The organism is Bradyrhizobium cajani, from assembly GCF_009759665.1.
Lineage (GTDB): Bacteria > Pseudomonadota > Alphaproteobacteria > Rhizobiales > Xanthobacteraceae > Bradyrhizobium > Bradyrhizobium cajani.
Map to the genome: position 1 here is coordinate 340,553 of NZ_WQNE01000002.1, position 26,247 is coordinate 366,799.

Genomic DNA, 26,247 nt, shown 5'->3' on the forward strand with positions numbered 1-26,247 from the left:
AAGCATACACTTAGCCTGCTTGAAATACTTAGCAAACTGGATATGATGGCCTTGAGGCCCGGACGGACCGGGCCTCGTTGAACGCGGAAGTTTCGATGGCTGGCGAGAAAACCGAAGAGCCGCATTCGGCGGAAGGTCTTGGGCGCTACTTAAAGAGCGCGCGATTGGGAAGTAAGATGACGTTGCGAGATGTTGAGGAAGCCACGGGCAAGGAGGTGTCGAACGCTTACCTCTCCCAGCTCGAATCCGGAAAGATTGCCAAGCCCTCGGTCAACGTCCTGTACGCTCTATCAACATCGTTAGGCGTCCCTTACGAAACGCTGATGGAACGGGCTGGGTACATTGTTCCGACCAACCAAAGGGCTGAGGCGCCGAACCAGAGCAAGGCCGCGACCTACTCGATCGATAATCTAACTGCAGACGAAGAGAAGGAATTGCTGGATTACCTCAACTACATTCGCTCGAAGAGGAAATGATCGAAAATGGCCCGTCGATAGATCCGTACGGCTGGCCAATATAGTCGTAGCGCAAGGTGTTCCCAGCGCGCACTGTCGAAATTTCATGGCGCGGCGCTGATTTAGCATCACCAGCCGTACTACCTTCGCCGATCGAACATCAGGAGAGCATGGCAAGACACTTGCTTGAGGCACCAGTGTTATAAATTTCGTTTCGCTCATGGCGCATGAGATGGAACAAGAATCCGAAAGTTCAGTGACGGACGTCCTCACCTGAGGACAAGCGTGGAAAGTTCAGATGAAGTTAAGCAACGACGAGACCCGACAGATCGCGGAGGCCCGCTCCCACGAATTCAGCACCAGGCGGGCAACCGTCCCCGCGCTCGAGGATATTCTCTACACGGCGCGCCCTGTTCTCGACCATGGCTTCGTCCGAGTCGTCGACTACATGGGAGACGACACGTCGGTGGTGCAGGCCGCACGCGTCTCCTACGGACGCGGCACCAAACAAGTCACCGACGATAGAAATCTGATCCGATACTTGCTGCGACATAGTCACACCACGCCATTCGAAATGGCTGAAATAAAACTTCACGTAAAGCTACCGATCTTCGTCGCACGGCAGTGGATCAGGCACCGTACCGCCAGCGTAAACGAGTACTCCGCGCGCTATTCGATTCTCGACAAGGAGTTCTACGTACCGGAAAGATCGAACCTGGCTGCACAGTCAAGCACAAACCGCCAAGGTCGAGAGGGCGTACTTGATGCCGATGAGGCTGATCGGGTGCTGACGATTCTCAGGAGAGATGCAGAGACCGCATACTCCGACTATCTGGACATGCTCAACTTAGACGAAAATGACAACGTTTTGTCTGAGGACAGAAGCGGTTTGGCTCGCGAGCTCGCACGAATGAATCTTTCGCTGAACTTTTACACCCAGTGGTACTGGAAGATCGATTTGCATAATTTCATAAACTTTTTGCGGCTTAGAGCCGATCCGCACGCTCAATATGAGATCCGAGCGTACGCAGAGGTCCTACTAGAAATATTTAGAGCTTGGTGCCCGATCAGCTACGAAGCGTTCCTGGAGTACAAGCTTCACTCAACTGTCCTTTCCAGGTCGGCTATCGCAGTCTTGAAAAAAGCGCTGCGAGGAGAACGCGTTACACGCGAAGATAGCGGCCTCTCCAAGAGGGAATGGGACGAGCTCAACAACCAATTTCAACTCGGATGATCGGATCTAGATATGTCGAAGAGTTCGCGTAATTTCTATTCGATTGACGTCGGCCGATCACCCACGACGAGTGCTCTTGCGAGCAATTTGGCGGAAAGGATACTTGAGACGTTGAACGTGGGGCACGCGCTTACCGGGGAATCGGTCGCAGAGGCCGTAGGCGCTGATCCGACCGAGGTCCAAGAACTCATTCACACGATGATCAATCTCAAGTTAATTCAGCGATCAGCACAAATGAACCTGGCACTCTCGTCGTCGGGCAAGGTCGCACTTGAAAGCAAGCTGCTATCAGTTTCGAGCCGTGATGGCGTCGAGTAAAGCGAAATCGATCGTATTGATGGCGACCGTCGATATGCCAGAACTGGTTGCTGGAGCGTGCGAGGAAACCACCGGGTATATGAGGCTAACTGTTCCAGCAGCGGATTCAGTCAAATAGAACAAGGCTGCACCGAGCATCTGCGGCTTAGGCCCCAACGGCGCAATATAAAATCGAGACTGCGGCCACTTTGTTCTCGCCTCGGACACGACAGCGCTCAACTCTGTCGCAACAGAGAATGGGTCTGCGGCGGGAGCAAACCGCTTCGAGTTCGATGCCTCGTTGTCCGGGACTGGGGTATCGATGCCATAGGCTTGAAGTATGTTTTGCTGATACATATCGGGCTGAAGTGATGGCAACCCGAAGAGCAGGAATCGTTGCGCGGAAGCTTTATGATCGAAGACTTCCCGCTGAAGCGCCGCGTCAAATCCCGGCGCGACAATAAGTACTTCTTGAGCTCCAGGATGGTTTATTCCTCCGAAGCCGGCAATCTCCTTCACGTCCGTTACTTCTCCCGAGGAGAATTTGGTGCGCTCCCGCTTGGCATAATCGGCAGGCTGCGAATAGATTACATCGAACTTCGAAACGCCTCGGTGCTTCAAAAAGCGAACCAAAATCGCGATCTGTGGACGTAGCATTCCCGTGATGTCGAAGCAGATCTTGGTCTGCTTCAAATTGCACATTGACTCGAGGTGATCGATCAGACTCCGCGTTGCGTATGGATCGCCTCCTACGGCCTCGAACTTTTCCTCGAGCGGCAATTCAACGACGGGAATATTGTACTCGGGATGAACAAGCCAGACTTTACGGACGGCCGTCACATGATCGTATACTTGGCGAACGCGCTCGCTGCCGTCCCATGACGATACGAACACATCCCACGATTTTGACCAGTTCTGATTGATCAAGACCTCTTCGCGGTAGAAGTAATCAAAAAATTTCATGTGCGCACATCGAACAGAGAAGGCGTCTCGTGGCGTTGTCGCCGACCGAAATACGGGGCAGTCATCTTCTCGGTCCACGACCTGAGCAATTCTCTAAAATCATCGTCCCGAGAGGGATCGAATACGATCTCGACCTCCGAAGCCTTCAATCGAGCTATGCCGCGACGAGCCGCGGGCAGATCCCACTTCGGCCCCAGCAGGGCGTTGAGCTGAAACTTAGAAATGCGCTCCTTAGTATTCCGATCGATTTCCCCTCGCGATATCCTGATGAGAAATGAATGTTGCTCAGCGAGTCTCAGACGCTCCTGGACCACTACCGCCAAATCTCTTTCTCGAACGCTAAACCCGAGCAGAGAGCATTCCACCGGCTTGTCCGCGAAGCGATTGACCTCGAACAGCTGACCAAGACGTTCTATGGCGGTGACAATCGCCACCTCCTGTTCTCCTGATTTACGCATAGTTGTCAAAAACCACTCCGCGCATTCCTGGAGGCCGAGGTCCTGGTCATTCGTCGATATCTGCGAGATACGATCGGACGACCGGTTGTATATCCCCCAATCGAAGATCTGCTTGAGAAGGTTGAGTAGACTTCGCGGCAGCCCTTCCGACATGCGGATGAACGTCTTCATCCCGTAGTGCAGGGACTGCCGCTTTCTCTCTTCACGAAAAAGTTGGGCAAGCAGATCGGATCCGTAGTGTTGAACGGCTCGCTGATACTTTCCTGCTCGGTGGGGGCGAGTTTGAAAACCACGACATTCAGCTCGTATTTGGACAGACCTTCGGACGAGGTTCTCGTCCCTAAACCAAGCTTGGTACAGAAGAAGGATGTTTACCTTCTCCAAAAGGGGAAATTGCTCATTTTCGATGTGTCGGAGAATGGCATCGACATCGCGCGGATCGTCAGCTCCCGGCAACAGGTGGTATTTTAAACCGGCCTTTGCTTTTCGCTCGAAGCGAGCCAAGTGACTTCGCGCGCGGCCGGAAATCCTTTCTCTCACAAAATCACTATCCCAGCCCAAGTCAGGCACGTCAAAAAGTGCGTCGATCTGCGGCCGCGTGATCTTACCGCCTTGGCCTAGGCCCGCCATTTCCAAGCGCTTTTGGATCAGCTGATAGGAGAACTTAATCCACTGCGATTTCGACTGCCTGAAACGGCGATCAAGATACCAGGTCTCAAATTCTGATCCTTCCTTGTTCTCCTCGTTTGCTTTGTATGTATGCCTGGTCTTTATGCTCCATAGCCGCCCACCAACCCTAAAGGTTGAAGGCGAAGATCGCTCTCGTATGAGAGTATTGATGTGCTTCTGCTGATCTTCCGTGATGATTTCAAACTCGTCCAGATGGTATGCAAAAACAACGCTCCGAAGGGCCGAAATCTTTCGTTTCAGCACCTTCGGAATGCCGAAAGCCAACTGGCCAGGCGTGACGCGAATTTTGATATTCAGCGCGCCGTCGAACATAATGTTGTTGATCGCAAGATCGATTTCAGCCTGCATCCTGGACAGCAAGTTCAGGCAGCCATCGAATGACTCGACTACATCGTTGAGTTCGCCACCCAGCAAGCCCACGATCGCGGCACAAATCTCGGATTCTACTTCGCATACCGACGGCTCCTCCTGGCACAGCCTAACTAAGACTTGGAGAAGCTCTTGCGCGAGCCAAAGCTCTAGATAGTAGGCAAAGAGGGCCCGCCATATCTCGGGCGATTGACCATGATTGTGAAAGCGCTCAGCATTCAAGCTTCCCAACAGGACATAGATGCCGAGATATCCGTCTTCTGAGAGGCCCTTAAGACAACCGACCGAACGTTCTTCGTAGCGAAGCCGTTGGAGTGCAAACGAATGATATCGCATCCAATGCGTCTTTCCGCTGCCTTTCCCGCCCAAGAGGAACAACGGCATAGGCGACTTTGGTCTGTAGACGGAGCCTTGCTCATCTCCGGAGACCGCCACCCATAGGCGCTGGATCTCCTCGTCACTCAGATCGACCGCCTGTGTGACTGCGAATGGGTTGATGTGACCAATCTGAATAGCTTGAGGCATGCTATGCCCACTTCATGTATCGTCGGAAGATTGGGGACCAGCCAGGCAGCGACGTTGGATGCTCCGCCCAGAAGATCGGAAGTGTATTGTCAGGAGTGTTGTGATTAAAACCGATCGCCAACTGACCGTCCTTGTAACCCAGCGGATCTCGAGCGTGCAGAATCCGCCCATAATGAAAGCAGATTTTCTCGGCCTCGGAGCGCAACGCGGGGTCTTCGTAGAAGCGCGAGGTGGGCGAGAAGCATTTGAACGACGCGTCGAGCTCCATCAAGCAACGGATGTCTGAGAACGCGGTGTTTTTTCTGGTGTAGTCCAACCCATCTGACGTTGCGAATATCGGACAGTAAGTGATTTTCGCGTCAGGATGGGCCTTAGAAAGCGTCTGTATGACGTTCCTCGAGAACTTCTCAATCTGCTGTCCGCTACCGCAGATGTCGTCGATGAAAAAGTAACGATCTACAGAAGACTTGCCATGAGTATCGCTGGCGCCGGGAAATCCCGGCAGCTCGAATTGGTTCGGGAACAGGCCCGCGGGAAGATTGTTCTCTTGTCTGAAATAGTAGAGCAAATGCTGACCACTTTCAGATGGGTTACCTACGGCGAGAAATCGCGTGCGACTTATCGCGATCCGAAGTTGATGATCAATGAAGTCAATGTCGATGGTGTCGGCATTGTCCTGTCGGATTTTGGTGACCACGGGGCGCTGGCACGCGTACTGAAAATGCGCGCGAAGAAGCTCGCGTATCTCACCGATGCCAAAGTAGAGAAAGTTGGACAACAGGTGGAGCATATGAAGGCGCTCATTGACGCCACTTGAACCGCGTTCACTGAAGGACGAAAGCCAAGCATCAATCTCAACGCGCTTGGCCCGCCCCTCCCAGACACACTCGCTTAGACGTTTTATCTTCTTTCTCAGATATTGCTCGTCAAACATGTCAACGGATTTTCTTGAATAGGAGGATCGTCTCTTTCGATATCAGTCCGGCAGTTGAGTGCCGCTTCGTGATGAGGCCGCGCGAACGGATGTGGTCTTCCAGACGGAGCTGCAACTCCAGTCCGAGCGCTTCGCAAATTTCAGTAAGGTAATTCTGTGTGTCAAATTGGTACCCACAAACCGTATTGTTTCCCACAATCAAGACCAACTGACCGCGAGGCCGAAGGCGATCGCATGTGCGGGAGAGTGCATCGCGCATCTCGATCAGGAACGTTGCCGCTATGTGTCGCCGCAGTGGATTGATTTTGCCGATCTTGTTCAACAAAGCTTTCGACGACAACAGAGGAGCATCCATCTCGACTCTTTCCGAGAGACTGAAATGCTCCCTGCCAATACTTTGCCGTTCGAGTTCTCTCAAACCGGAGCCCGCCATTCCAAGCCACTGCAAGCTCAACGACGATGAGCGAATGTACTTTTGAGCACTGCCGTATGGTGGAGACGATATCACGAGGTCCACGAGGCCGTCGCCTGGAGCGGTCCGGGCATCGTCGAAGACTGAGACCTTCGGATTGCTGCACTGTTCGGATAGAAGTCTAAGACGCTCGAAGTTCTCCTCAACGCAAAGCTCGAATAGACCGAACACGTCCGCCGTTGAGCGATCAGTCAGCCATTGCTTCCTCAGTTTTCGTTGATTCTTCGTCAGCGATTTCCTACGCGCATCGATTCTTACAGGCACGGGCACCGTTGGATCGGTCAAGCCGACCCGCGAAACAACGGCCGAAAAGCAGGTCTTGAAGAAGCATTCTGCCGGGCCTTCTGGGATGGATTCAAGGGCCTGCCGCAGGCGACTCAGTTGCGAGAGCACCTTAGGGCTAAACCACTTTTCTAAATCGATGGATCCCGAAGGAGGCTTTGAACCTCTTCGCGGCAAGCTCGACCAGATCACTTCGAGTCCCGCATCGACAACATCTTCAGGGATCGGCGTCGTCTTGGCCCGACTAACTAGACGGGCTAACGGATTTGAATCAGCGCCTTGAACGATTGCTCCCCGAACTAGCCCCTCTACAAGCACGGTCCCCGATCCGCAAAAAGGGTCGTAGACGACCGCTCCTGGCTTCGCGAGCTGACTGCAATTCAAGAAGAACAAAGGAATGTTCAGCAACAGCTTCGCTGGGTACGGATGCATACGATGCGTGAAGCGGTCCGTTGCTGAGGAATTCCCAACGAGTTCTCGGAAATCAACCTCCAAGGCGCGACCGCGTCGAAAGCGCGACAGTAGCGCATCGAGCTCGTCGTCAAAGGGGCGCGAGAGGGGGTCTAGAGATCGTTGGAGCATCTATGAGCTAACGCGAAGCGGATGGATGCTTCAATTTATACAATGGGATATCTACGATAAGCGAAATTGTCGGATATCCAGACGTATCTCTGCGGTAGAGGCCGCTTTGCAGGCGGCGACCTGCGAAAGCAGACGGACAACCGGGTCTGCGGAGAGCTCCGATTTTGAGGATTCTTGGCCTACCTCAGGCCAAACGAATCGCTGCTGGCGATCGGAAAGCGCCAGTAACGCTAGTCTAATCAATGACTTGCTTGCGCAAGAAACGCCGGCCAGTCACGTTGGCCCAAAGACGCAAGCCAATCAAACAAGTAGGATGGAGCCTGGCGCCCCGCCCTCGCACTGATCAACAGTTGCGGGCCAGCCCTGTCTCGGCAGGGCGTGCGATTCGTCTTATTTGTACGCTACGCTACTCGGCAGCCATCTCTACGCTGTAGATTACTTCCATGCTGGAGCAGCGTACGGTCTTATCGCCTCAGACCGATTATGGTCCGGGACAGAGGCATGATCGGCGGGGACGACAAGAATCGGATCGAGGCATTTGGGTCACCAGGTGGCACGGAAATACCGCGAGCTACGAAGCGTCGTCGCAAGAACCGTGGCGTTCCCCCGCCCGCGGCGTTCGACATCGATACGTTGCCGGACAGCTCTAATTTGACGGCCTTAGAGACAGCCGCGGTCATCAGGCGCACACCCGGAGCGCTAGAGCAGTGGCGGCGCGATCCGAACCACCTACTGAAATGGCGCTACGTCGATGGCCGGCCCCTCTATCGGGTCGATGCGGTGCGCGACTATCTGGCCAAGTGGGATAAGACCGCTAGGACGCCTCAGCCGCATAATGCTCACGGAGACGGCCGAGGAGCTCGGCCTTGATCGGGTCAAGCGGATTTGTCCGCTGAAGGCGCACGATTTTGCCGACCCGTTTCGCGCCGACCAACTCCGCAATGTAGTCGTGAGCTGCTTCGAACGCCATCTTGCGGATGATCCACTGTTCGTCGTGGTTGTAGACCTGATCGATTCCGCTAGGCTTTTGACCAACACACAGCCGCTGGATTTCGTTGTCGTAACCACAGCGTGACATGATGGTGCGCAAGCTGCGCCTCAAGTCATGCATGGTGAACTTGGCGACACTCGCTTCCTTGACCAAACGGTTGACCATCTTCGTGAAGCCGGACATCTGGCCGCCGGTCTTTGGTGACGGGAAGACATAGTCGGAGGTTGCCCGCTGGAAATGTTTCGCGGCCGTGAGCACCTCGTCAACCAGGTGAGTGCGCGGCACATCGTGGTGCAACCCCATCTTGGTCCACGTCGCATCGAAGGTGATACGGTCGTCCATGATGTGCTTTCGCCACTCGATCATGGTGGGCTCGCTGCGGCGCGGGCCGCCTAGCAGGCACATGCGTGCCAGCAGACCGAAAGCTCCGAGCTTGCCGGACGCATCCCAGACCTTGACGATTTCCTCATCGGTCAGCGCGCGGCCCTTTGCTCGGCGCCCGACTCTCTGCGCACGGGTTTCCTTGGGTGCGCGATAGCCGGCAAGCACGTTGTGCTCGACGTAACCTTCGCCGACGCACCATTCGAGGAAGGTATGGACGTGCTTGCGCAAGTCCTTGGCTGCACCGCGCTTGCCGGTCTTGGCAATCTTGTCGACCGCAGCCATGATCTGCCGTCGCGTCAGACCCCCCACGCCGCTCTCAGCGTGATCCTTGAGCCCGCGCCGCAGCGCGGACATTGCTGGCTTCCAGTTGACGACTTGACGTTCGGTCAAAGACGTCTGGTACGGACCATCTTCAACAATGAGGGCCGCGAGCGTGGTGAGCTGCTTCTCGGCCGCCAGTTGCCGCCTCGCCTCGCGCTTCGCATCGTTCGGGTCCAAGCCCTTGACGACCTCGCCTGCGGCGATGGTGGCCGCCTTGCGCGCGGCCTTCTCATTATATTTGGGCCACGCGCCGAGGGTCTTGCGCTGGGTCCCCCTCACCCCCGGTTTGGTGAAGAGGTAAACCCAAGTCCGGCCGCCGGTGGCGCGCATGCGCAGGGCCAGGCCGGGCAGCTTGTCGTCGTGGAGATAATGCTGCGCCTTACCCGGCGGCAGCGTTGCGTTGCGGATCACCGCATCGGTGAGTGTCAGCTGGTTGGCCGGCTCCGTCATGCTTCCTTCCCTCTCTCTGTGCCCGGTGTACCCCCGCAAGAAGGGCGGTCAGCCCTCGAACAGAGCCGGGCCTCAGACCCTCTCCTTGCCGTGTGCCCGCGCAGGGAGGATCCACAGACCCAAACAGAACCGGGTCTCAGACCTCCCCCGCTTTTGTGCCCCAAGGGAAAATCCCCGGCGGGCACAACGGGGGCATACAAAATGTAGCAAGGTCACCTATGGGCTCTTATGGCCACATATGGCCATAACTACCATCAATTAAAGGAGTTTCTACATTCCAACTATGGCTGGATTTGGTTGGCTCGGGTCTACGGATTGTGGTTCACACGGGAGAGGTCCAAGGTTCGATCCCTTGTGCGCCCACCATCCGTCTTCCTGAACCCTGCCGGTTGCGGATAGTTATCGACGCCCTGCGGCGTTCGAGACCCGTCTCGCTCAAAAATGTCGAAAACAACCCCATGCACAGTAGCCGACCCCAGTCGGATCAACTGGTTGCGTATTTTCCGAAATTCAGGTTGACCCGTCGGGCAAAACAGGGGCATGATGGCATCGTCGGAAGAGGGCTGCTGGACGGCCCGACCGTGCTTGAGGTCAATGCCGCTTCGTCGGCTCATGAGCAATTGGCTCAGCGGGAGCGTTCGCTTCACGCCAGCGACGGGCGAGAGGGTGACCTCAAGCACCGTCGCCAGAACCGAGTCAACGAAATCTAAACATCTCTTTTCGAAATCGTCCTCTCGCCCAACCGATCGATAAACTTACACTGCTACACGGCAGCACGACTGCGGTGTGCGAGGATAGAGTTGGTATCTCCACGAAAGCTCATCGGCCTGGCTCTAGCGGTTACCGCGGTTGTCATCGTCGTGGGCGCCGCGACGTCGCTCCTTGTCGCCTATAAAGCCGAAGAGGCCGCCGGATCCCAACCGTATTGTATCCAAATCGCCGACGGGACTTCCGACTATCGCCCCGCCCGCTCCTGGCTGGACTTGTCCTCATTGATAATGTGGGCCAAGCGTGATGGTCCACTGTACATGCAGCACCATGCCATCCTCGTTGTCGGCGCGGCTGCCAATCCACGTCTGCTTCACTGGTCGTATCGCCGCCGCGCCTTCGAGCCGGGCGTGCTCAACGGGCAAATCGAGGGCCGTGGGCCGGCGGTGACCTGCCTACCGGCGCGTGACTTCGCGCGTAAGCGGCTGGCGCTGGTCCCCCAATCGTCCGACAGCAATTACCTGAGATACCCTGCGCAAGGTACTTATCGCATTCCAAGCGTCTGGCAGCCAAAGTGGAGCGGCGGGACGAGCCCCAGCTTGCTGCTCGCGACGACTGCACCCGATTTCCAACCACTCAGTCGGCGATGGAGCGACCTCGCGCCGGGGGAACGCGACAGCAACTGGCTCTTCGTCGAGTGGAATCCCGAATGGGTGTTAAGCCTGATAGGGAAAGCACCTAGCGGGAACGTGGTCGAGCAGAGCACGGAGTTCGGCCTCTCGAAAACCAAGACCGTCACGCACGGTAGAGATGGCAAGGATTATGTCGGATATGGCTATCTTGTTTATGCCGACGGTCACGGCGTCAATACCACGGTGATCGGCTGTGGGATGCCATCCGACGCCTCTCCGAAATCATGTCAGCACCGCTTCATCAACAAGGGGCGGCACTTCTATTTCCGCCATCGACCGGAGGACGTGGCCTATTGGCGCAATATGCAGCAGCGTATCCTTGAATTGATGGACTTATTCGAGGCTCGCGACGGCGCTTCGTAGCGCGGATAGGCGTGACTGGATTGCTTTGCGTCCGCCGTCGCTCTGCGACCTATGGCGAACAAGCCGCTCGCAATGAAACCTTAAGCTGCCCGATCCGGCCGCCAGGCCGCGTAGAGACCGACGAGGGTTCCGATGGCGACCAGCGCTGCCGCCAGCAGCACCTGCAATTGCCCGTCATCGGTGGCGCCTGCGGACGACACCAGTCTGGTCACGACGACGAACAGAATGCCCACAGAGGCTGCTGCCCCCAGGCAAAGATGGGCGAGTTCTCGCGTCAGGTTCCGGCCGAGAAGTCCGAGTGCCGTAAAATACATCGCGCAAGCGTTGGGATGAACGAACAAGGCGACGCGTGCGTAAGGGCCGTAGGCGTCGAAGAGGGACTCACATCGGCTCAGTGCCGCTTTCGAGGCAACCCGCTGCAGGAACGGCCTGAAAAAACGAGCCTGTCCGTAGCTCAGAACCGCACCCACGATGATGGCCAGCCACGCCACGATGAAAACGGAGACATCCGCGGACTTCGGATTGAGCGCCGCGGACATCAGGATGAGGGCGGTCCCGGGAAAATAGCCAAAATACGGGAACACCGTCTCCAGGAGCACGCAGGCGAACATGAAGGCCAGAAACCATGCCGAACCGGTCGCATCCTGGACGATGGCATTCAAGTCGAACAGGTTCGTCCTGTACAAGACGAGGTACATGCACATGGCTAGTCCAGCCAGCGCGTAAAACGGCAACGCTCCCGACAGGAACCGTCTCATCCAACCATCGCGCTTTGTTTCGCGGACACAGCGGGAACCATCGATATCAGGACAAGACAACGGAAACGCATGACTCAGCTTTAGGCGAACGAGATCGCTCCTGTCGATAGCAATCCTCGCCTCGCCCTGTACACCCCTACCCGATCTGCAATATCTCGGCTGCGCACTTTGCGCTAACGGCCCCTCGGGTCCGGATCAGGCTTTAGTGAGCCATCAGGACAGGCAGATCGGCGTGGTCCAGGATATGGCTGGTCGGCCCGCCGAATATCATTTGCCGCAGCCTGGTGCGGGTGAAGGCTCCCTTGATCAGTAGATCGCAGCCTTGTGCCCTGGCGGCATCGAGGACCGCTTCACCAGTGTTGCGATTCCCCAGTTCAACCCTCATCGCGTGGGCTGCAATGTCATTGTACTGCAATTGCTGGACGATCCGATCGGCGGATGGTCCTGGTACCCCTTGGCCGCCAACAACGGTCAGGACCGTGACCCTTTCGGCCAGACGAAGCAACGGCATGGCAAATGCGTTTGCCCGAGCTTGCTCGGTGCTGCCGTTCCAGTGGATCATGATGTTTGTCGCGGTGCTTCTTGGCGCGTGCGACGGCATCAGGAGAACGGGCCTACCGCTCTCGAACAACGCGAATTCAATCGCGCGACGGTGAGGACCCGCAGCGTCAGCGTCGAACCGTGCCATCACGATCAGATCGAAAGCGCGCCCATAACTTCCGACAAAGTCTTCGCCCTCAGGCGCGGTCGCCAACCAGCCGAAGCAGGGTCGACTGGATCCCGCGGTGCTTCGAGGAATATTGTGCTTCAGCATGAACGCTTCGAAAAAGTCGCGCATGTCGTTCAATTCGGCTTCGCTCTTCGTCTGAAACGAATCCAGGAGAACGCCGGTGGCCAATTCTGCGGCTACATATTGAGGGATGCCGAAGCGGAGTGGAAAGCCTTCGACATAGGCGCCGGTACGTTGCGCGAGGCCTACGACGACATCGAGCATGGATGTCATCATCGAAATATTCTGAAGCGGGACCAAGAGCGTCTTCATTCTCAACCCCCGTGTTTTCGGGTGAACATCAACTGCGGCCTCCGGTCTGCAAAGGCCCCGTCAGCGTACGCGGCAACGTAATGATGAACTCTGTATAATCTCCGGGCTCGGTATCGACCTCGATGCTGCCGCCGTGTTGCTTCACGATGATGTCGTGGCAGATTGAAAGGCCAAGCCCGGTTCCTTCGCCGGCGGGCTTTGTCGTGAAGAACGGATTGAATATCTTCTCTCTCACGTCGGCCGGGATGCCGGCGCCGTTGTCGCGAATCCGGATTTCGACGGCGCTGCCGAGATTTGTCGTCGTCGCGCGCAGCCTCGGCTCGAAGCCGTCGCCAGCAGCGTCCCTGTGTTTGCCAGCCGCGTAGAATCCATTTGAAATCAGATTGAGGAACACCCGCGTGATCTCCTGCGGATAAAGATCGAGCGCCCCGGCAGACGGATCGAGATGCCTTTCGAGCGTGATATTGAATCCCGGCTTTTCAGCGCGCGCGCCGTGATAGGCAAGGTTGAGACTTTCCTCGACGACCGCGTTGATATCGGCCGAACGACGCTCGCCAGTACCTTCGCGCGAGTGCAGAAGCATATTCTTGACGATGGAATCGGCGCGCTTTCCGTGCTGCACGATCTTTTCCAAATTGCCCTGCAGCATGTGTATGAGCGCGTCGATTTCCTGCCTTGCCGCCTCACCGAGAGCGGCCGAGCGCAATCCGTCGCTGAGCTCGTCAATCAACTCGGAGGAAAGCGCAGCGAAATTATTGACGAAGTTGAGCGGGTTCTTGATTTCATGTGCAATGCCGGCGGTGAGTTGCCCAAGCGAAGCAAGCTTCTCGGTATGGATCAACCGATCCTGCGCGTTTCGCAGGTCCTCCAATGATTGCGACAGTTCCATGGTGCGCTCGCGCAGTTCATTCAGCAGGCGTGCATTCTCGATCGCGATCACGGCCTGGTGCGCGAAATTGGATACGAGGTCGATCTGCTTGTCCGTGAAGGGCTTAACTTCCTGGCGGAAGATCGTGATGGTGCCGATCAGCTCGTCTTCCCTAAGCATGGGTACGATGACGACGGTCCTTGCGCCGGCAAGATCGGCAAGCGCGCGAACGTTCGCGTTGCCTTCGATGTAGGGCGGCTGCGTTCTGATATCGTCGATATGTACCGTCTGATGAGTTTTCTCGACGGTGCCGAGCCCGCTCGCGGGATGCGGGCGAATGCTCTGGTACAGCCGGGTGTCAACGTAGGCCTGCGGCGCGTTGTGCAGTGCGACCGTGCGAAAGCCGCCTTCTTCGTAGAGGTTCATGGTGCCGAATCCGGCGCCGCAGATCCGCGTCGCATTCTCCAGCATTTTGTGGAAGACCGGGGCCAACTCGCCCGACGAAGCGCTGATGATTTCGAGCACCTCCGACGTGGCAGTCTGTCGTTCCAGCGATTCGTTCAATTGCTCGAACAGGCGCACGTTGCCGATGGCGATCACGGCCTGATCCGCAAAAGTCTGAAGCAGGTTGATCTGCTTCTCGCCGAATGGACGAACCTCAGTGCGACGCAGCACGATCGCCCCCATGCTCTCGCCTTCGCGCAACAGCGGCACGCTCAGAACGGTTCGAACGTTGGAGCGAAGCGCATATTCCCGTCCCGTCGGAAATTCCTCCCCTTCGGGCCCGAGCAGGTCGTGTACATGAACGGTGCGGCGGTCGATAATGGCCCGGCCGGTGGGCGATTGGGCACTGATCAATCGTCGGCTCCACACCACGGGCACCTGTCCATGGTGCGCCTGGATGACGATATCGTCGCCATCCCTCAGAACGACCAGCGCATCATATGCCTCGCACAGCCCGCATGCGCTTTCCACGATGGCCTTGAGCGCCGGGCCGACTTCAGTCGGCGAGGAAGCGATGACCCTCAGGATGTTGGCGCTACCGGTCTGGTACGTCAGCGCCTCGGATAGATCTCTCGTCTTGGTCTGCAATTGTTCGAAGAGCCGTACATTCTCGATGGCGATCACGGCCTGGTCGGCAAACGTGGCGACGAGATCGATCTGCTTTTCCGTGAAAGACTGCACGCGCTTGCGAGCGATCACGAGCGCGCCGATGGGCTCATTCTCGCGCAGGAGGGGAACACCGAGCGCCGTGCGCTGACCAGCCATGGTGGTCGATTCCGGCAGGCCGTATTCGGGATCGGCAGCGACGTCGAGGATCTGCACGGGACGGCGCTCCAGCACGGCGCGACCCGTAACCGTGCTCCGGCCGGGGGTAATCGGGTGCCCCTGCAGGAATGCGATGTACTCCTCGGAGAACCCTACCGCCGCCCCGGCCAGATATTCATCACCTTCGCGGCGCATGATGAATGCCATCTCCGCTTCGCATAGCCGTGCCGCCGAATCGACCAGCGTGTTGAGCACGGTTTGCAGATCGAAGGTCGAGCGGCTGATCACCTTCAGCACATCGGCAGTCGCGGTTTGCTGCTGGAGCGATTCGGCGAGGTCGCCCGTCTTCGCCTGCACCTCATCGAACAGCCGGACATTCTCGATCGCGATCACGGCCTGATCGGCGAAAGTGGAGAGCAACTCGATCTGCTTGTCCGTGAACGAATTCACGGTCTTGCGGCCGAGGAACAGCACGCCGATCGTTTCCCCGGACCGCAGCAAAGGTACGCCCAAGAGGGTGCGATAACCGCCGGCCCTCTGCTGCTCGGGATAAGCGTATTCGGGATCGGCCAGGACATCCTGGATCTGCACGGCTTTGCCGGACAACAGCACGCGCCCAACGACGCTGCCGCGCCCTGCGTTGAGTCGAATGCCCGGCGAGACCCTGGCCCACTCGGGCGAGAAATTGTAACGCGTCGCATGATGGTAGGCACCATCGGCGTCCTGCCGGACGATTGCCGCCATATCGGCACCACACAGCCACGCCGCCGATTCCGTCAGCGTGTCGAGAACGGTCTGCAGATCAAATGCGGAGCGGCTGATAACCTTCAACACATCGGCGGTCGCGGTCTGCTGCTGGAGCGATTCGCGAAGGTCATCCGTGCGCGCCTGCACCTCGTCGAACAGCCGCGCATTCTCAATGGCGATAACCGCCTGATCGGCGAAGGTCTGCAGAAGTTGCACATGGTGTGGCGCGAAGGTCCCCGGCTCGGCTCGCGTCACGCTGATCATTCCGATCACCACGCCGCCGGTCGCGAGCGGAACGAACAACATGCTGCGAAAGCCGCGGGCGCGCGCGAGGAATTTGATCTGGTTCGTCAGGGCTTCGGTGTCGGGGGTCGGCACGATATTACCGGCTTGGGCCAATGCGAACGTTTCGAAATCGGCGATCGGCCGCGGAAACATATTCTGCAGAGCTTCATCGGCGGCAGGATTCGTCGGCGTGAACGCCGCCAAATGGGCTGTACTGCCGATGAAGCGGAAGACGGTCGTCGAAAAGCCGCCGAGCAAGGCATTGGCCCGTCTCGCAATTGCATCGAAGACCGGCTTCACCTCCGATGGCGAGCTGGCAATGATCTTGAGAATGTCCGCAGTGGCGCTCTCGCGATCTTGTGCGGCGCGCAATTCGGCCAGGAGCCGCGCGTTCTCTTGCTTTAAATCCGCCACCACGTCCTGAGGAAGTGCGGCCATCATGAAAATCCAGGTCGCCAGCCGGTTCGGGGCCGACGTCAAAAACTGATCAAGAAAGCGTCGGGAATTATTCCACTCTCGGGTCCTTCCGACCAGAGGTATCGTGAGTTGATTTTCAATCGACTACGCGTCAGCTCGATCCTCGGGAAGGCCTCGGCTTGCTCCGGGGGGCTCAAGGTTCGATTGCCCCGGATCGCCCCGCTAAAGCGCGATGAGATGAATCGTCATCGCGCTTTAGGTTATTGTTTGAGCATGATCTTTTCGGAAAACCGCTGCGCACTTTTCCGGATCATGCTTTAGCCGATCGACAGAACCTCGATCTCCTGAGCCCCCGCGCCCGCGACGTCACCGACCGCCTTCCCCATCAGCGATCTCGCCACCGGCGCGACGAAGGAGATCGTCCCCGCCTTCGGGTCGGCTTCGTCCTCGCCGACGATGCGATAGGTCTGCACGCGGCCGTCGGTGCGGCTGAAGGTCACCGTGCTGCCGAAGGCGACGACATCGGTCGAGCTCGGATCGGGAACGACCTGCGCGGTGCGCAGCCGTTCGGTCAGATAGCGGGCATCGCGCAACGGCACCGCCGATTGGCGCCGCTTCTCGTTGACGTCCTCGATGGCTTGCGCGGCTTCATAGGCCGCGCGCGCTTCGGCAAGCTGCTTCTGCAACGCCTGCAAGCCTGCTTCGGTCACGAGGTTCGGGTGTGGCGAGATCGGGCGGTCCGGCAACAGCGTCTCGGACGCGGTTTCGGCGCTTTCTTCCTTGGTAAAGGCGACGCTCAATTCAAAAATCCTGTCGAACTGTCCTGGCGACCGGCGGGCGCGTTTCCGCCGCCGATGATTGACCCAGACTATATCTGAAGTTCGACGAAACGACGGAGCTTGAAGACGAGGTCCGGCATGGCCTGGCGGAACCGTGTCGCATTCCGGAACGTGGTCGAGAACGGCGCGAAGGTGATCATGGCGTTCCAGTGCCGGTAGCCGTAGACGGTGACGGAGGCACCGGTCGCAGGAAAATCCTCCAGCTTGCGCAGCTCGCCGAGCACGAGCTCGGCAATCGCTTCTGCCGGCAGCAATTGCTTGCCGTCAGGCGTCCTGAGGATTCTCGCCGGCTGCTCGACTGGTTTCGCCGAGGCGGGCGCATCCTCGTCCTTGGTGGGGGTCGCTTCCGGGATGGGCGGCGGCGCAACCGCTTCGAATCCGTTCGACGGCGCGGTCGGCGGGACGTCGGCGAGCGGCGGCGGTGAAACACTGTCTGCGCGCTTGTTGCCGCCCAGGATGCTGCTGATCATGGCCACGAGGCCAGCATCCTTCACGTCGTCGCTCATTTCTCCTCCCGGGATTCGGCCTACTCTAGCACCGCTCCGGCAGACCGCCACACTGGATGTGCGGCCAGATCCCGCCTGGCCAAGGCCGATGGCACCGGCGGCGCGCCGTCCGATCAGGCCGCGTCGCCGTGCGATCCATCATCGCTTATCGAACGGAATGTATTGCTGGTACCGCCTGGGCACCGAGCTGCGGTAGCGCGCGGGAACCGTGCCGGTCTCGATCGAATGATCGATCTCCTGCTGCCGCGTCATCTTCTTCTTCGACGATTTCTTCGCCGCGCTCTTCTTGGAGTCGGATGGCTGGCTCGAGGTGTCGGTGGTTGCTGCAGGCGCGGTGGTGGCGGCCGGCGCGATGGTCGTCGCGGCCGGGGCCGCAGTTCCGCCGGCAGCAGGCGCGCTCTGGGCGAAGACGAGCGGCGTTTGCATGACGAGCGCGAGCGCTGCCGTCGCAGCCAGCCAATACGACTTTTGCATCAGAGCCTCCAAAATTGCCTGATCCGAATGAGGCAAGCGTAGTCCTCGGGGATCAACGCGTGCAAGTCCGCTCGATAGGCCGGAACTCCATCGTCAACTGTGGTCGAGATCACATAGCTCGCCTCCGGCTGCGTCAAGCATCGAGATGCACGCGCCGAGACAGGTTCAGCGAGCGGCCGCGAGGCCGATCTCCTCCAGCCGTGTCGCGAACCAGAGCGAGAGCGGCTGATCGACGAGCCCGCTGACATAGACTTCCGATGTCGTCACGTGGTGCCTGTCCAGCACCAGCAGCACGCCGATCCAGTAGGGAAACCAGACATGCACGTCGGTCAGCGCTCTCAGCTTGTGCTGGTCGTGCTCCAGCGGCGTGTGATTGCTTGCCTTGCGGATCTCGACGGCCAGCAGATTGTTCGGGATTTCGCGCTGATGCACGACGACATCGGGGTAGATCGACTTGCCGAGGTGATCGTCGGTCGAGATGATGGTGCCGTGCGGCAGATGCAGCGTGCGCTCGCCGAGCCGGTCGTAGTTGCAGTCGACCGACCAGCCGGAGAACTGCTTCTCGAGGTGCACGGCGAAACGGTGCGTGATCGCGCGCTCGCCGATGTCCTTCTCGAACAGGAATGCTTCGTGGGCATAGAAGTCCCGGAGCGCCGCGATCACCTTGTTCAGCTCGGTCTGCATCGTGCCTCCGGGCGCGGTGGTGAGTAGCCCGGATGGAGCGTAGCGCAATCCGGGTTCTCGCAAAACACACGGCGTCCCGGATTACGCTGCGCTCCATCCGGGCTACATGAGGCCGGAGTTCGCGGCGCAACGACCAGACCTACATCTGGACTTCGATCAGCCGCGGCCCGGGCTCGGCGACGGCCTCAGTCAGCGCCTTGTTGAACTCCTCCGCATTGGTGACGGCGCGGCCGGGCACGCCCATGCCCTTCGCCAGCGCGACGAAATCCAGCGTCGGACGGTCGAGCCGGAGCATGTCATTGGCGCGCTGGCCGGGCTCGCCGGCGCCGACATTGTCGAACTCGCCGCGCAGGATCTGGTAGATGCGGTTGGCGAACACGATGGTGACGATGTTGAGATTCTCGCGCGCCTGCGTCCACAGCGACTGGATCGTGTACATCGCGCTGCCGTCGCCGACCATGGTGATCACCTTGCGATCCGGACAGGCGATCGCCGCGCCGATCGACAGCGGCGTAGAGAAGCCGATCGAGCCGCCCATGTTCTGGAGCCAGTCGTGCGGCGCGGCTGCCGCCGTCGGCGGGAAGAAGCCGCGGCCGGTGGTCAGGGACTCGTCGACCATGATCGCGTTCTCAGGGATAGCACAGGCGATCGCCTGCGCGATCGAGGCGAAGGTGAGCGCGCCGGTCGGCTTGGCCAGCTCCTGCAAAGCCTGCGGCTTGACGTCCCTGGCGCTGGCCTTCACGGCGCCGGCGAGCGCCTCGAGCGCCGCGACCGAATTCTCGCCCCAGGTGGTCATGCGATGGACGTCGCAGCCCTCGGGCTTGAGCATGCTCGGCTTGTTCGGGTAGGCGAAGAACGCCACGGGATCGTCGGCCTCGACCAGCACGATGTGACGGAATTTCGCCAGCATCGGCAATGCCTGCTCGATGACGTAGTGGATGCGGTCGATCGAGAAACGGCCGCGGCCGCGCGCCATCTTCGGACGGAAGGTCGGGCCCATCACGGTGCAGCCGGTCTTGCCGGCGATGCGCTCGGCGAGCGCCAGGCCGTGCTCGCTCAGCGCGCTGCCGGTCATCAGCAGCAGCGTGCCCTCGCCGTCGCCGTGCAGGATCTTCGCGGCCTGCTCGACCGCCCGCGGCGAGTAGCTCGCGAGCTGCTTCTCGGCCGGAACCTCGGCGATGCCGTCGGCTTCGTTCCAGGCGGTGTCGGCGGGCAGGATCAGCGTCGCGATCTGTGGCGGCGCGCTCTTGGCGGCGGCGATCGCCGCGGCGCCGTCGGCGGCAACCGATTTCGAATCCGGCGAGGTGCGGACCCATGACGACATCGGCCGGGCCAGCCCCTCGATGTCGGAGGTCAGCGGCGCGTTGTAGCCGATGTGGTAGACCGCATGCTGGCCGACGATGTTGACGATGCCGGAATTGGCCTTCTTGGCGTTGTGCAGATTGGCAAGACCGTTGGCGAGACCGGGGCCGAGATGCAGCAGCGTCGAGGCCGGCGTGCCCTTCATGCGGAAATAGCCGTCGGCAGCGCCGGTCACCACGCCTTCGAACAGGCCGAGGACGCAGCGCATGCCCGGCACGCGGTCGAGCGCTGCGACAAAATGCATCTCGGAGGTGCCGGGGTTGGTGAAGCAGACGTCGACCCCACCCTTGACCATCGTCCGCACCAGGCTTTCCGCACCGTTCATCCCAAGGCTCCCACGACCGGCAATGTCCAGATATCCGTCCGATCAATCATTGTTCGCGCGCCCCGTCAAAGCAATAGCCGGCATCGCGGCCCTGACCCGCGTGACGATGCGCCGGTTTGGCTAATGCCCCGTTCCGATGGGATCGGAACGGGGCATCAGATTCTTGTTTTGACGCGTTTTCTTTATGCGAACCGGTATCCACCTCGCTTGAAAACGCTCTATGCTTTTCGGCAGATCGGTGCGGTTGCCGATTTGGTAACGCCAATCGTCAAGCATGGCGTCCTCACGGGGCCGTGGCTTGCGGAAAGCCCGCAAATATGGCCTGTGGCTTTCGTTGAATCGATTTTTTGCTGGGGGAAACAATGATCCGGTTTTTCGCCGCGCCGATTGCCGCAATGGCGCTGTTGCTGGCGGGCGCCGCCGACGCATCCGCGGCGGGGATGATAGACTTCACGGGCACCAGCTCCAGCGGCTTTCTCGGCAGCGGCGCGAGCCCGATTCCCCGCTCCACGGTGATGTATCCGACCAATTACGCGCCGGGCACCGTCGTGGTGAACACGGCCGAGCGGCGGCTCTACCTGATCCTCCAGAACGGCCAGGCGCTGCGCTACGGCATCGGCGTCGGCCGCGACGGCTTCCGCTGGGGCGGGGTGCACAAGATCACCGCCAAGAAGGAATGGCCGGACTGGACGCCGCCCTCGCAGATGCTGGCGCGCCGGCCCGACCTGCCGCGCCACATGAAGGGTGGCATCGACAATCCGCTCGGCGCACGCGCGATGTATCTCGGCTCGACGCTGTACCGCATCCACGGCTCCAACGAGCCGGAGACGATCGGCCAGGCGGTGTCCTCGGGCTGCTTCCGCATGACCAATGACGACGTCACCGACCTCTACAGCCGCGTCGGGGTCGGGACCACGGTGGTGGTGCTGAAGAACTAGCCGGCCACAGCGGGAACTCGCGGGTCGCGCGAATTTGCGGACTTGTGCGCGCGAGGCGAATGCGGCAGCGTCGCGTCACGATGAGCGCAATGAATCCGCCCGCGCCTGGCCTTCGCATCGCCCTCCTGGCGCTCGCCGCACTCACATCGGTGCCTGACACCGCTACCATGGCCGCCGCGGGCGAACTGCCAGCGGTCGCCTCGCGCCAGCGCGTCGAAAGGAAGAGCTTTACCGACAGCGAGATCGTCGAGGGCTTCCTGAAGACCGCCTTCGGCGCCGAATACCACCTCGCCGGCCGCGTCGACCGCATCCGCAAGTTCGACGGGCCGGTGCGCGTGTTCGCCGAGAGCGACCGCGCCGACCGCAAGACCCAGCTCGCCAAAGTCGTCGCCGACATCGGTGCGCGCGTGCAGCACCTCGACATCGCCATGACCGACACCAGCGAGGCGGCGAATGTGCGGGTGAAGCTCGTGCGCGACCGCGACCTTTATCGGACCCTCACAAGCTTCTACGGCGCGGAGAAGGCGCGCGAGATCCGCACCTCGCTCGATCCGCAATGCCTGTCCGGCTTCCGCAAAAACGACAATTTCGAGATCGAGCATTCCGACGTCATCCTCACCGTCGACAACGGCGATTTCGTCTTCCTCGACTGCGCCTATGAGGAGCTGCTGCAATCGCTCGGGCCCATCAACGACACCACCAGCGTGCCGTGGACCATGTTCAACGACAATGTCTCGATGGGCTATTTCGACGTCTACGACCAGTACATCCTCAACCTGCTCTACGATCCCCGCATCAAGCCCGGCATGACCGTGCCGGAGGTCAAGGCGGTGCTGCCCGCCGTGCTCGCCGACGTGCGCGCCTGGGTGAAGCGCGTGAACGACCTGAAGGAGTGAAGCGATCTTGCCCTCCCCTGGAGGGGAGGGTAAGCGCAGCGTTCTTGATCGCGTTGCCTTCGGCTACGCTCTCACACCTTCTTCGCCTTGGTCATCAGGAACTGCTGGCGCATCACGTTGCTGCTTCCGTCGAAATATTCGGAGATCAGCGCCTCGAACTCGGTGCGAAAGCCGTGCAGCTTGTCCGGCTCGTCCTTGTACTGGGCAATGAGCTTGATCAAGGGCCCGATCGTCCCTTCCATGGTGCGGCGGAAATGCTGCGGGCTGAGCGCGGAGGGCGTCATCATGTCCATCTCGAAGGAAAGATCGTTCGCCTTGCCCGCGAGGCGCTCGGCGACGATCTTCGGATCGCCCCACAACGCCGGTGATGCCACGCCCTCGGGCGGCGGCAGGTGGCGGCCGACCAGGGCGAACATGCGCCCGACATAGAGATGCGGCGGCCAGGTGGAGAAGGCGATGGTGCCGCCGGGCTTCAGCACGCGCAGCATCTCGCCAATGGTGACATCCGGACGCGGCGCGAACATGTGGCCGAACTGGCTGAGCACCACGTCGAACTCGTTGTCGCCATAGGGCAGACTTTCGGCGTCGCCCTCGGTGAAGTCGACATCGAGGTTCACCAGCTGCGCGTGCTCGCGGGCCCGCTCGATCAGGACAGGCGAAAGGTCGAGCCCCCTCACCTTCGCACCGCGGCGCGCCGCCGTGATCGCGGCAACGCCGGTGCCGCAACCCACGTCGAGAACCCTTTGACCGGCGGCAACGCCGGCAAAATTGACCAGCTTGGCGGCCGTCGGTGTGGTGAAGACCTCCATCGGCGTGAACAGCGACCAGGCCTCCTTCTGGATGGCCTTGAAACCTGCAAACGGATCCTGCGCAGTCATGGAACTCTCCTTTTGCCCAAGGTCGGTCTTCATGAGGCTGGCGACGGAGTTCGAAGGTTCAACGCGGTCCGGCAGGATCTTTTCACGAACTACTGCACGAGGTCGGCCACTGTGGTTGCGGCCTTCAGGCCGGTGCCGGTGAGGACGGCGACCGTGGTCTCGTTCGCCTTGATGGCGCCCGCGCCGGAGAGTTTTTCCAGCGCCGCGGCCGCGCTGGCGCTGGTCGGCTCGGCGAACAATCCTTGCCGCGCAAGACGGCGCAAGGCGGCGACGATCTCGTCCTCAGCGAGCGCGACGGTGCCGCCGCCGCTCTCGCGAAGTGCGCCGATGATCTCCCGCAGACGCAGGGGATTCTTGATGGCGGTGCCTTCGGCGATGGTCTTGCTCACTTCGCGCGCGACGGGCGTATCGACGCCGGCCTTGAAGCTCGCGTCGATCGGCGAGCAGTTCAGCGGCTGCGCCGCGAACAGGCGCGGCAGTCTTGCGATCTGGCCCGCCTTGAGCAGCTCGCGGAAACCGAAGGCGCAACCGAGCAGGCTGCTGCCGGCGCCGACGGGGACGATGACGTTGTCGGGCGCGCGGAAGCCGAGGTCTTCCCAGATCTCATAGGCGAGCGACTTGGTGCCTTCGAGAAAGAACGGCTGCCAGTTGTGGCTGGCGTAAAACGTCTGGCTCGACTGGCGGATGGCTTCGGCCTCCGACTCCTCGCGCGGGCCCTCGACGAGCTGCACCGCAGCACCATAGGCGCGGACCTGCGCGATCTTGGCCGGCGAGGTCGAGGCCGGCGCGAGGATCGTCACGCGCATGCCGCCGGCGGCCCCTAACCCAGCCATCGACGAGCCGCCATTGCCCGACGAGTCCTCCAGAATGGCGTCGACGCCGACCTGGCGCAGGAAGGACAGCATCACTGCGGAGCCGCGGTCCTTGAAGCTGCCGGTCGGGTTGAACCATTCGAGCTTGAACAGCGGGCGCAGATCGCCCCAATCCCGCTGCACCAGCGGCGTGCAGCCTTCGCCGAGCGTGATCGGATTCTTGATCTCGACCGGCAACGCCGCCTTGTAGCGCCAGAGCGAGCGCGTGCGGGACTCGATGTCCGCGCGCGAGATGCCGGTGCCCGGCGTCACCAGCAGCGGCGTGCGCTCGTCCGAGCACCAGCGCGGCTGCTCCAGCGGATAAAGCTGTCCGTTGCGGGGATCGATATAGCTGGCGGTGGGCATGGCAGTCTCCGAGGCAAGGGCGGCGCAGCCCCTTGAAAACATGAAAAATGAAAATATTTCAATCTCTTAAACTGGCCGCGCAGGCAGAGCGGCGAGGTCGGCCAGCGCGGCGTTCAGGCGAGCCCTGCCGACGCGTTGACGACAGGAATTTGACAACGAAGGGCCCTGCCCGCCCGGCACGATTAACTTGTCTGTCGTCGCCGGCCGCTACAATATGTTGGATTGAGCTTGCGTCGCCGGTGTCCTCGACTGGCAACGCGACCAAGCCAGGCCCGTCCGAGCGGCGGGCCGTTGGCTTTTTGGGAGCCTGGACATGAGCCGTGCGAACCGTACCGACCACATCCGCCTCACCTCGCATCCGGAGCCGGGCAAGAAGGCCGCCTTCCCGATCCACTGGGGTGCCGCGGATGCGCGCGCCAGGGGGCCGATCGTCGGCACGGTGTCGCGCGCCGGGCATCGCAACGTGATCGGCAGCCATGGCGGCTCCTATGCGATGTACCGCGCGCTCGCGGTCTCCGCCGGCGCGCTCGATCCGATCCGGCGCCCCGACCTCACCAACACCTTTCCGGCCGCGACCATCGGGCCGTTCCCGCAATGGAGCGATCCCGCCAAAATCGTCGCGCTCGATCCCTGGGGACATCTCGTCGCGGAGAATTTCCGCACAGAGATCGCCGAGGGCGTCGACATCCGGCCGAGCATCGCGGTGACGCGGGCGCGGCTCGACCTGCCGGAGATCCGCGAAGCGCTGGCCGCAAAACGGCTGCGCGCCGACGGCGAGGTCGTGCATGCCAATGGCAGCGTCTCGGTGGTGAAGATCGCGATCGATCCGGTCTGGTACCTGCCCGGCCTTGCCGCGCGCTTCGGGACCAGCGAGACCGAGCTGCGCCGCACGCTGTTCGAGCAGACCGCCGGCATGTTCCCCGAACTGGTCACGCGGCCGGACATGAAGGTGTTCCTGCCGCCGATCGGCGGCACCACCGTCTACATGTTCGGCGACGTCGCCAAGCTGCCAGACCATCGCACCAAGATCACCTGCCGCGTGCATGACGAATGCAACGGCTCCGATGTGTTCGGCTCCGACATCTGCACCTGCCGGCCTTATCTCATCCACGGTATCGAGGAATCCGCGCGCGGCGCACAGGAGGGCGGGCTCGGGCTCGTCGTCTACAACCGCAAGGAAGGCCGTGCGCTCGGCGAGGTCACCAAATTCCTGGTCTACAACGCGCGCAAGCGCCAGGAGGACGGCGACGCGGCCGCCGCCTATTTCGAGCGCACCGAATGCGTCGCCGGCGTCCAGGACGCGCGCTTCCAGCAACTCATGCCCGATACGATCCACTGGCTCGGCCTGAAGCGCATCGACCGTTTCCTGTCGATGAGCGACATGAAATACGATGCGCTCACTTCGCAAGGCATCGACATCGTCGAGCGCGTGCCGATCCCGCCCGAGCTCATTCCCGCCGACGCCTATGTCGAGATCGCCGCGAAGAAGGCCGCCGGCTACTACTCGACCGACATTGCGCCGGAGAAGGACGTCGACGACGTGGTCGGGCGTTCGCTGGAAAAATATTGATC

Annotated in this window: 21 protein-coding genes; 6 read left to right on the plus strand and 15 right to left on the minus strand. The window is 60.2% G+C overall.

What is annotated here, in order from left to right:
• Positions 1–95 precede the first annotated feature (95 nt).
• Together GPL20_RS04310 and thyX are read left to right on the plus strand one after the other, a co-directional pair.
• Positions 96–476, plus strand: a complete 381-nt coding sequence (locus GPL20_RS04310; RefSeq protein ID WP_157327993.1) for a helix-turn-helix domain-containing protein — start codon at positions 96–98, stop codon at positions 474–476.
• 277 nt (positions 477–753) lie between these two features.
• Entirely contained in the window at positions 754–1,689 is a 936-nt protein-coding gene (gene thyX / locus GPL20_RS04315; protein ID WP_157327995.1) for an FAD-dependent thymidylate synthase, read from the plus strand.
• Between the two features lie 288 nt (positions 1,690–1,977).
• Here the strand turns inward: thyX and GPL20_RS04320 are convergent, their stop codons facing one another.
• The 5 genes from GPL20_RS04320 to GPL20_RS04345 form a co-directional block, all read right to left on the minus strand.
• Positions 1,978–2,949, minus strand: coding sequence for a hypothetical protein (locus GPL20_RS04320; protein WP_157327997.1), 972 nt, complete (start codon positions 2,947–2,949; stop codon positions 1,978–1,980).
• Positions 2,946–4,991: an ORC-CDC6 family AAA ATPase gene (locus GPL20_RS04325; RefSeq protein WP_157327999.1), complete on the minus strand. Its 2,046-nt coding sequence runs from the start codon at positions 4,989–4,991 to the stop codon at positions 2,946–2,948. Before GPL20_RS04325 ends, GPL20_RS04320 begins: the two co-directional genes overlap by 4 nt.
• Position 4,992: 1 nt before the next feature.
• Positions 4,993–5,925: a phosphoribosyltransferase-like protein gene (locus GPL20_RS04330; protein WP_157328001.1), complete on the minus strand. Its 933-nt coding sequence runs from the start codon at positions 5,923–5,925 to the stop codon at positions 4,993–4,995.
• 1 nt (position 5,926) lies between these two features.
• Entirely contained in the window at positions 5,927–7,174 is a 1,248-nt protein-coding gene (locus GPL20_RS04335) for a TRM11 family methyltransferase (protein ID WP_157328003.1), read from the minus strand.
• 901 nt (positions 7,175–8,075) lie between these two features.
• Positions 8,076–9,407, minus strand: coding sequence for a tyrosine-type recombinase/integrase (locus GPL20_RS04345; protein WP_157328007.1), 1,332 nt, complete (start codon positions 9,405–9,407; stop codon positions 8,076–8,078).
• Positions 9,408–10,207: 800 nt separating this feature from the next.
• On the opposite strand from GPL20_RS04345, the gene GPL20_RS04350 reads away from it, so the two are divergent.
• The gene (locus tag GPL20_RS04350) at positions 10,208–11,170 is read left to right on the plus strand and encodes a hypothetical protein (RefSeq protein ID WP_157328009.1); all 963 of its coding nucleotides are present in this window, start codon (positions 10,208–10,210) and stop codon (positions 11,168–11,170) included.
• A gap of 80 nt (positions 11,171–11,250) precedes the next feature.
• Here the strand turns inward: GPL20_RS04350 and GPL20_RS04355 are convergent, their stop codons facing one another.
• The 8 genes from GPL20_RS04355 to GPL20_RS04390 all read right to left on the minus strand — a co-directional run bounded on the left by GPL20_RS04355 (position 11,251) and on the right by GPL20_RS04390 (position 20,746).
• Entirely contained in the window at positions 11,251–11,928 is a 678-nt protein-coding gene (locus GPL20_RS04355) for a hypothetical protein (RefSeq protein WP_157328012.1), read from the minus strand.
• A 202-nt stretch (positions 11,929–12,130) separates the two neighbouring features.
• The gene (locus GPL20_RS04360; protein ID WP_157328014.1) at positions 12,131–12,970 is read right to left on the minus strand and encodes a universal stress protein; all 840 of its coding nucleotides are present in this window, start codon (positions 12,968–12,970) and stop codon (positions 12,131–12,133) included.
• A gap of 28 nt (positions 12,971–12,998) precedes the next feature.
• On the minus strand, positions 12,999–16,577 hold the full coding sequence (locus GPL20_RS04365; RefSeq protein ID WP_430641765.1) for a GAF domain-containing protein: 3,579 nt from the start codon (positions 16,575–16,577) through the stop codon (positions 12,999–13,001).
• 296 nt (positions 16,578–16,873) lie between these two features.
• A complete protein-coding gene (gene greA / locus GPL20_RS04370) occupies positions 16,874–17,356 on the minus strand; it encodes a transcription elongation factor GreA (RefSeq protein ID WP_157328018.1) in 483 nt (160 codons plus the stop codon).
• A gap of 68 nt (positions 17,357–17,424) precedes the next feature.
• Positions 17,425–17,901, minus strand: coding sequence for a hypothetical protein (locus GPL20_RS04375; protein ID WP_157328020.1), 477 nt, complete (start codon positions 17,899–17,901; stop codon positions 17,425–17,427).
• Positions 17,902–18,039: 138 nt separating this feature from the next.
• A complete protein-coding gene (locus tag GPL20_RS04380) occupies positions 18,040–18,375 on the minus strand; it encodes a hypothetical protein (RefSeq protein ID WP_157328022.1) in 336 nt (111 codons plus the stop codon).
• A 165-nt stretch (positions 18,376–18,540) separates the two neighbouring features.
• Entirely contained in the window at positions 18,541–19,059 is a 519-nt protein-coding gene (locus GPL20_RS04385) for a hypothetical protein (RefSeq protein WP_157328024.1), read from the minus strand.
• A gap of 139 nt (positions 19,060–19,198) precedes the next feature.
• Positions 19,199–20,746, minus strand: a complete 1,548-nt coding sequence (locus tag GPL20_RS04390) for an acetolactate synthase large subunit (protein WP_157328026.1) — start codon at positions 20,744–20,746, stop codon at positions 19,199–19,201.
• A gap of 362 nt (positions 20,747–21,108) precedes the next feature.
• On the opposite strand from GPL20_RS04390, the gene GPL20_RS04400 reads away from it, so the two are divergent.
• The gene (locus tag GPL20_RS04400) at positions 21,109–21,684 is read left to right on the plus strand and encodes a L,D-transpeptidase (RefSeq protein ID WP_157328031.1); all 576 of its coding nucleotides are present in this window, start codon (positions 21,109–21,111) and stop codon (positions 21,682–21,684) included.
• A gap of 89 nt (positions 21,685–21,773) precedes the next feature.
• Positions 21,774–22,580, plus strand: coding sequence for a DUF2927 domain-containing protein (locus tag GPL20_RS04405; RefSeq protein WP_373568251.1), 807 nt, complete (start codon positions 21,774–21,776; stop codon positions 22,578–22,580).
• A gap of 71 nt (positions 22,581–22,651) precedes the next feature.
• Here the strand turns inward: GPL20_RS04405 and GPL20_RS04410 are convergent, their stop codons facing one another.
• Together GPL20_RS04410 and GPL20_RS04415 are read right to left on the minus strand one after the other, a co-directional pair.
• Entirely contained in the window at positions 22,652–23,458 is an 807-nt protein-coding gene (locus tag GPL20_RS04410; protein WP_167532880.1) for a class I SAM-dependent methyltransferase, read from the minus strand.
• 89 nt (positions 23,459–23,547) lie between these two features.
• A complete protein-coding gene (locus GPL20_RS04415; RefSeq protein ID WP_157328034.1) occupies positions 23,548–24,675 on the minus strand; it encodes a threonine synthase in 1,128 nt (375 codons plus the stop codon).
• Between the two features lie 313 nt (positions 24,676–24,988).
• On the opposite strand from GPL20_RS04415, the gene GPL20_RS04420 reads away from it, so the two are divergent.
• Positions 24,989–26,245: a GTP cyclohydrolase II gene (locus GPL20_RS04420; protein WP_157328036.1), complete on the plus strand. Its 1,257-nt coding sequence runs from the start codon at positions 24,989–24,991 to the stop codon at positions 26,243–26,245.
• Positions 26,246–26,247 lie beyond the last annotated feature (2 nt).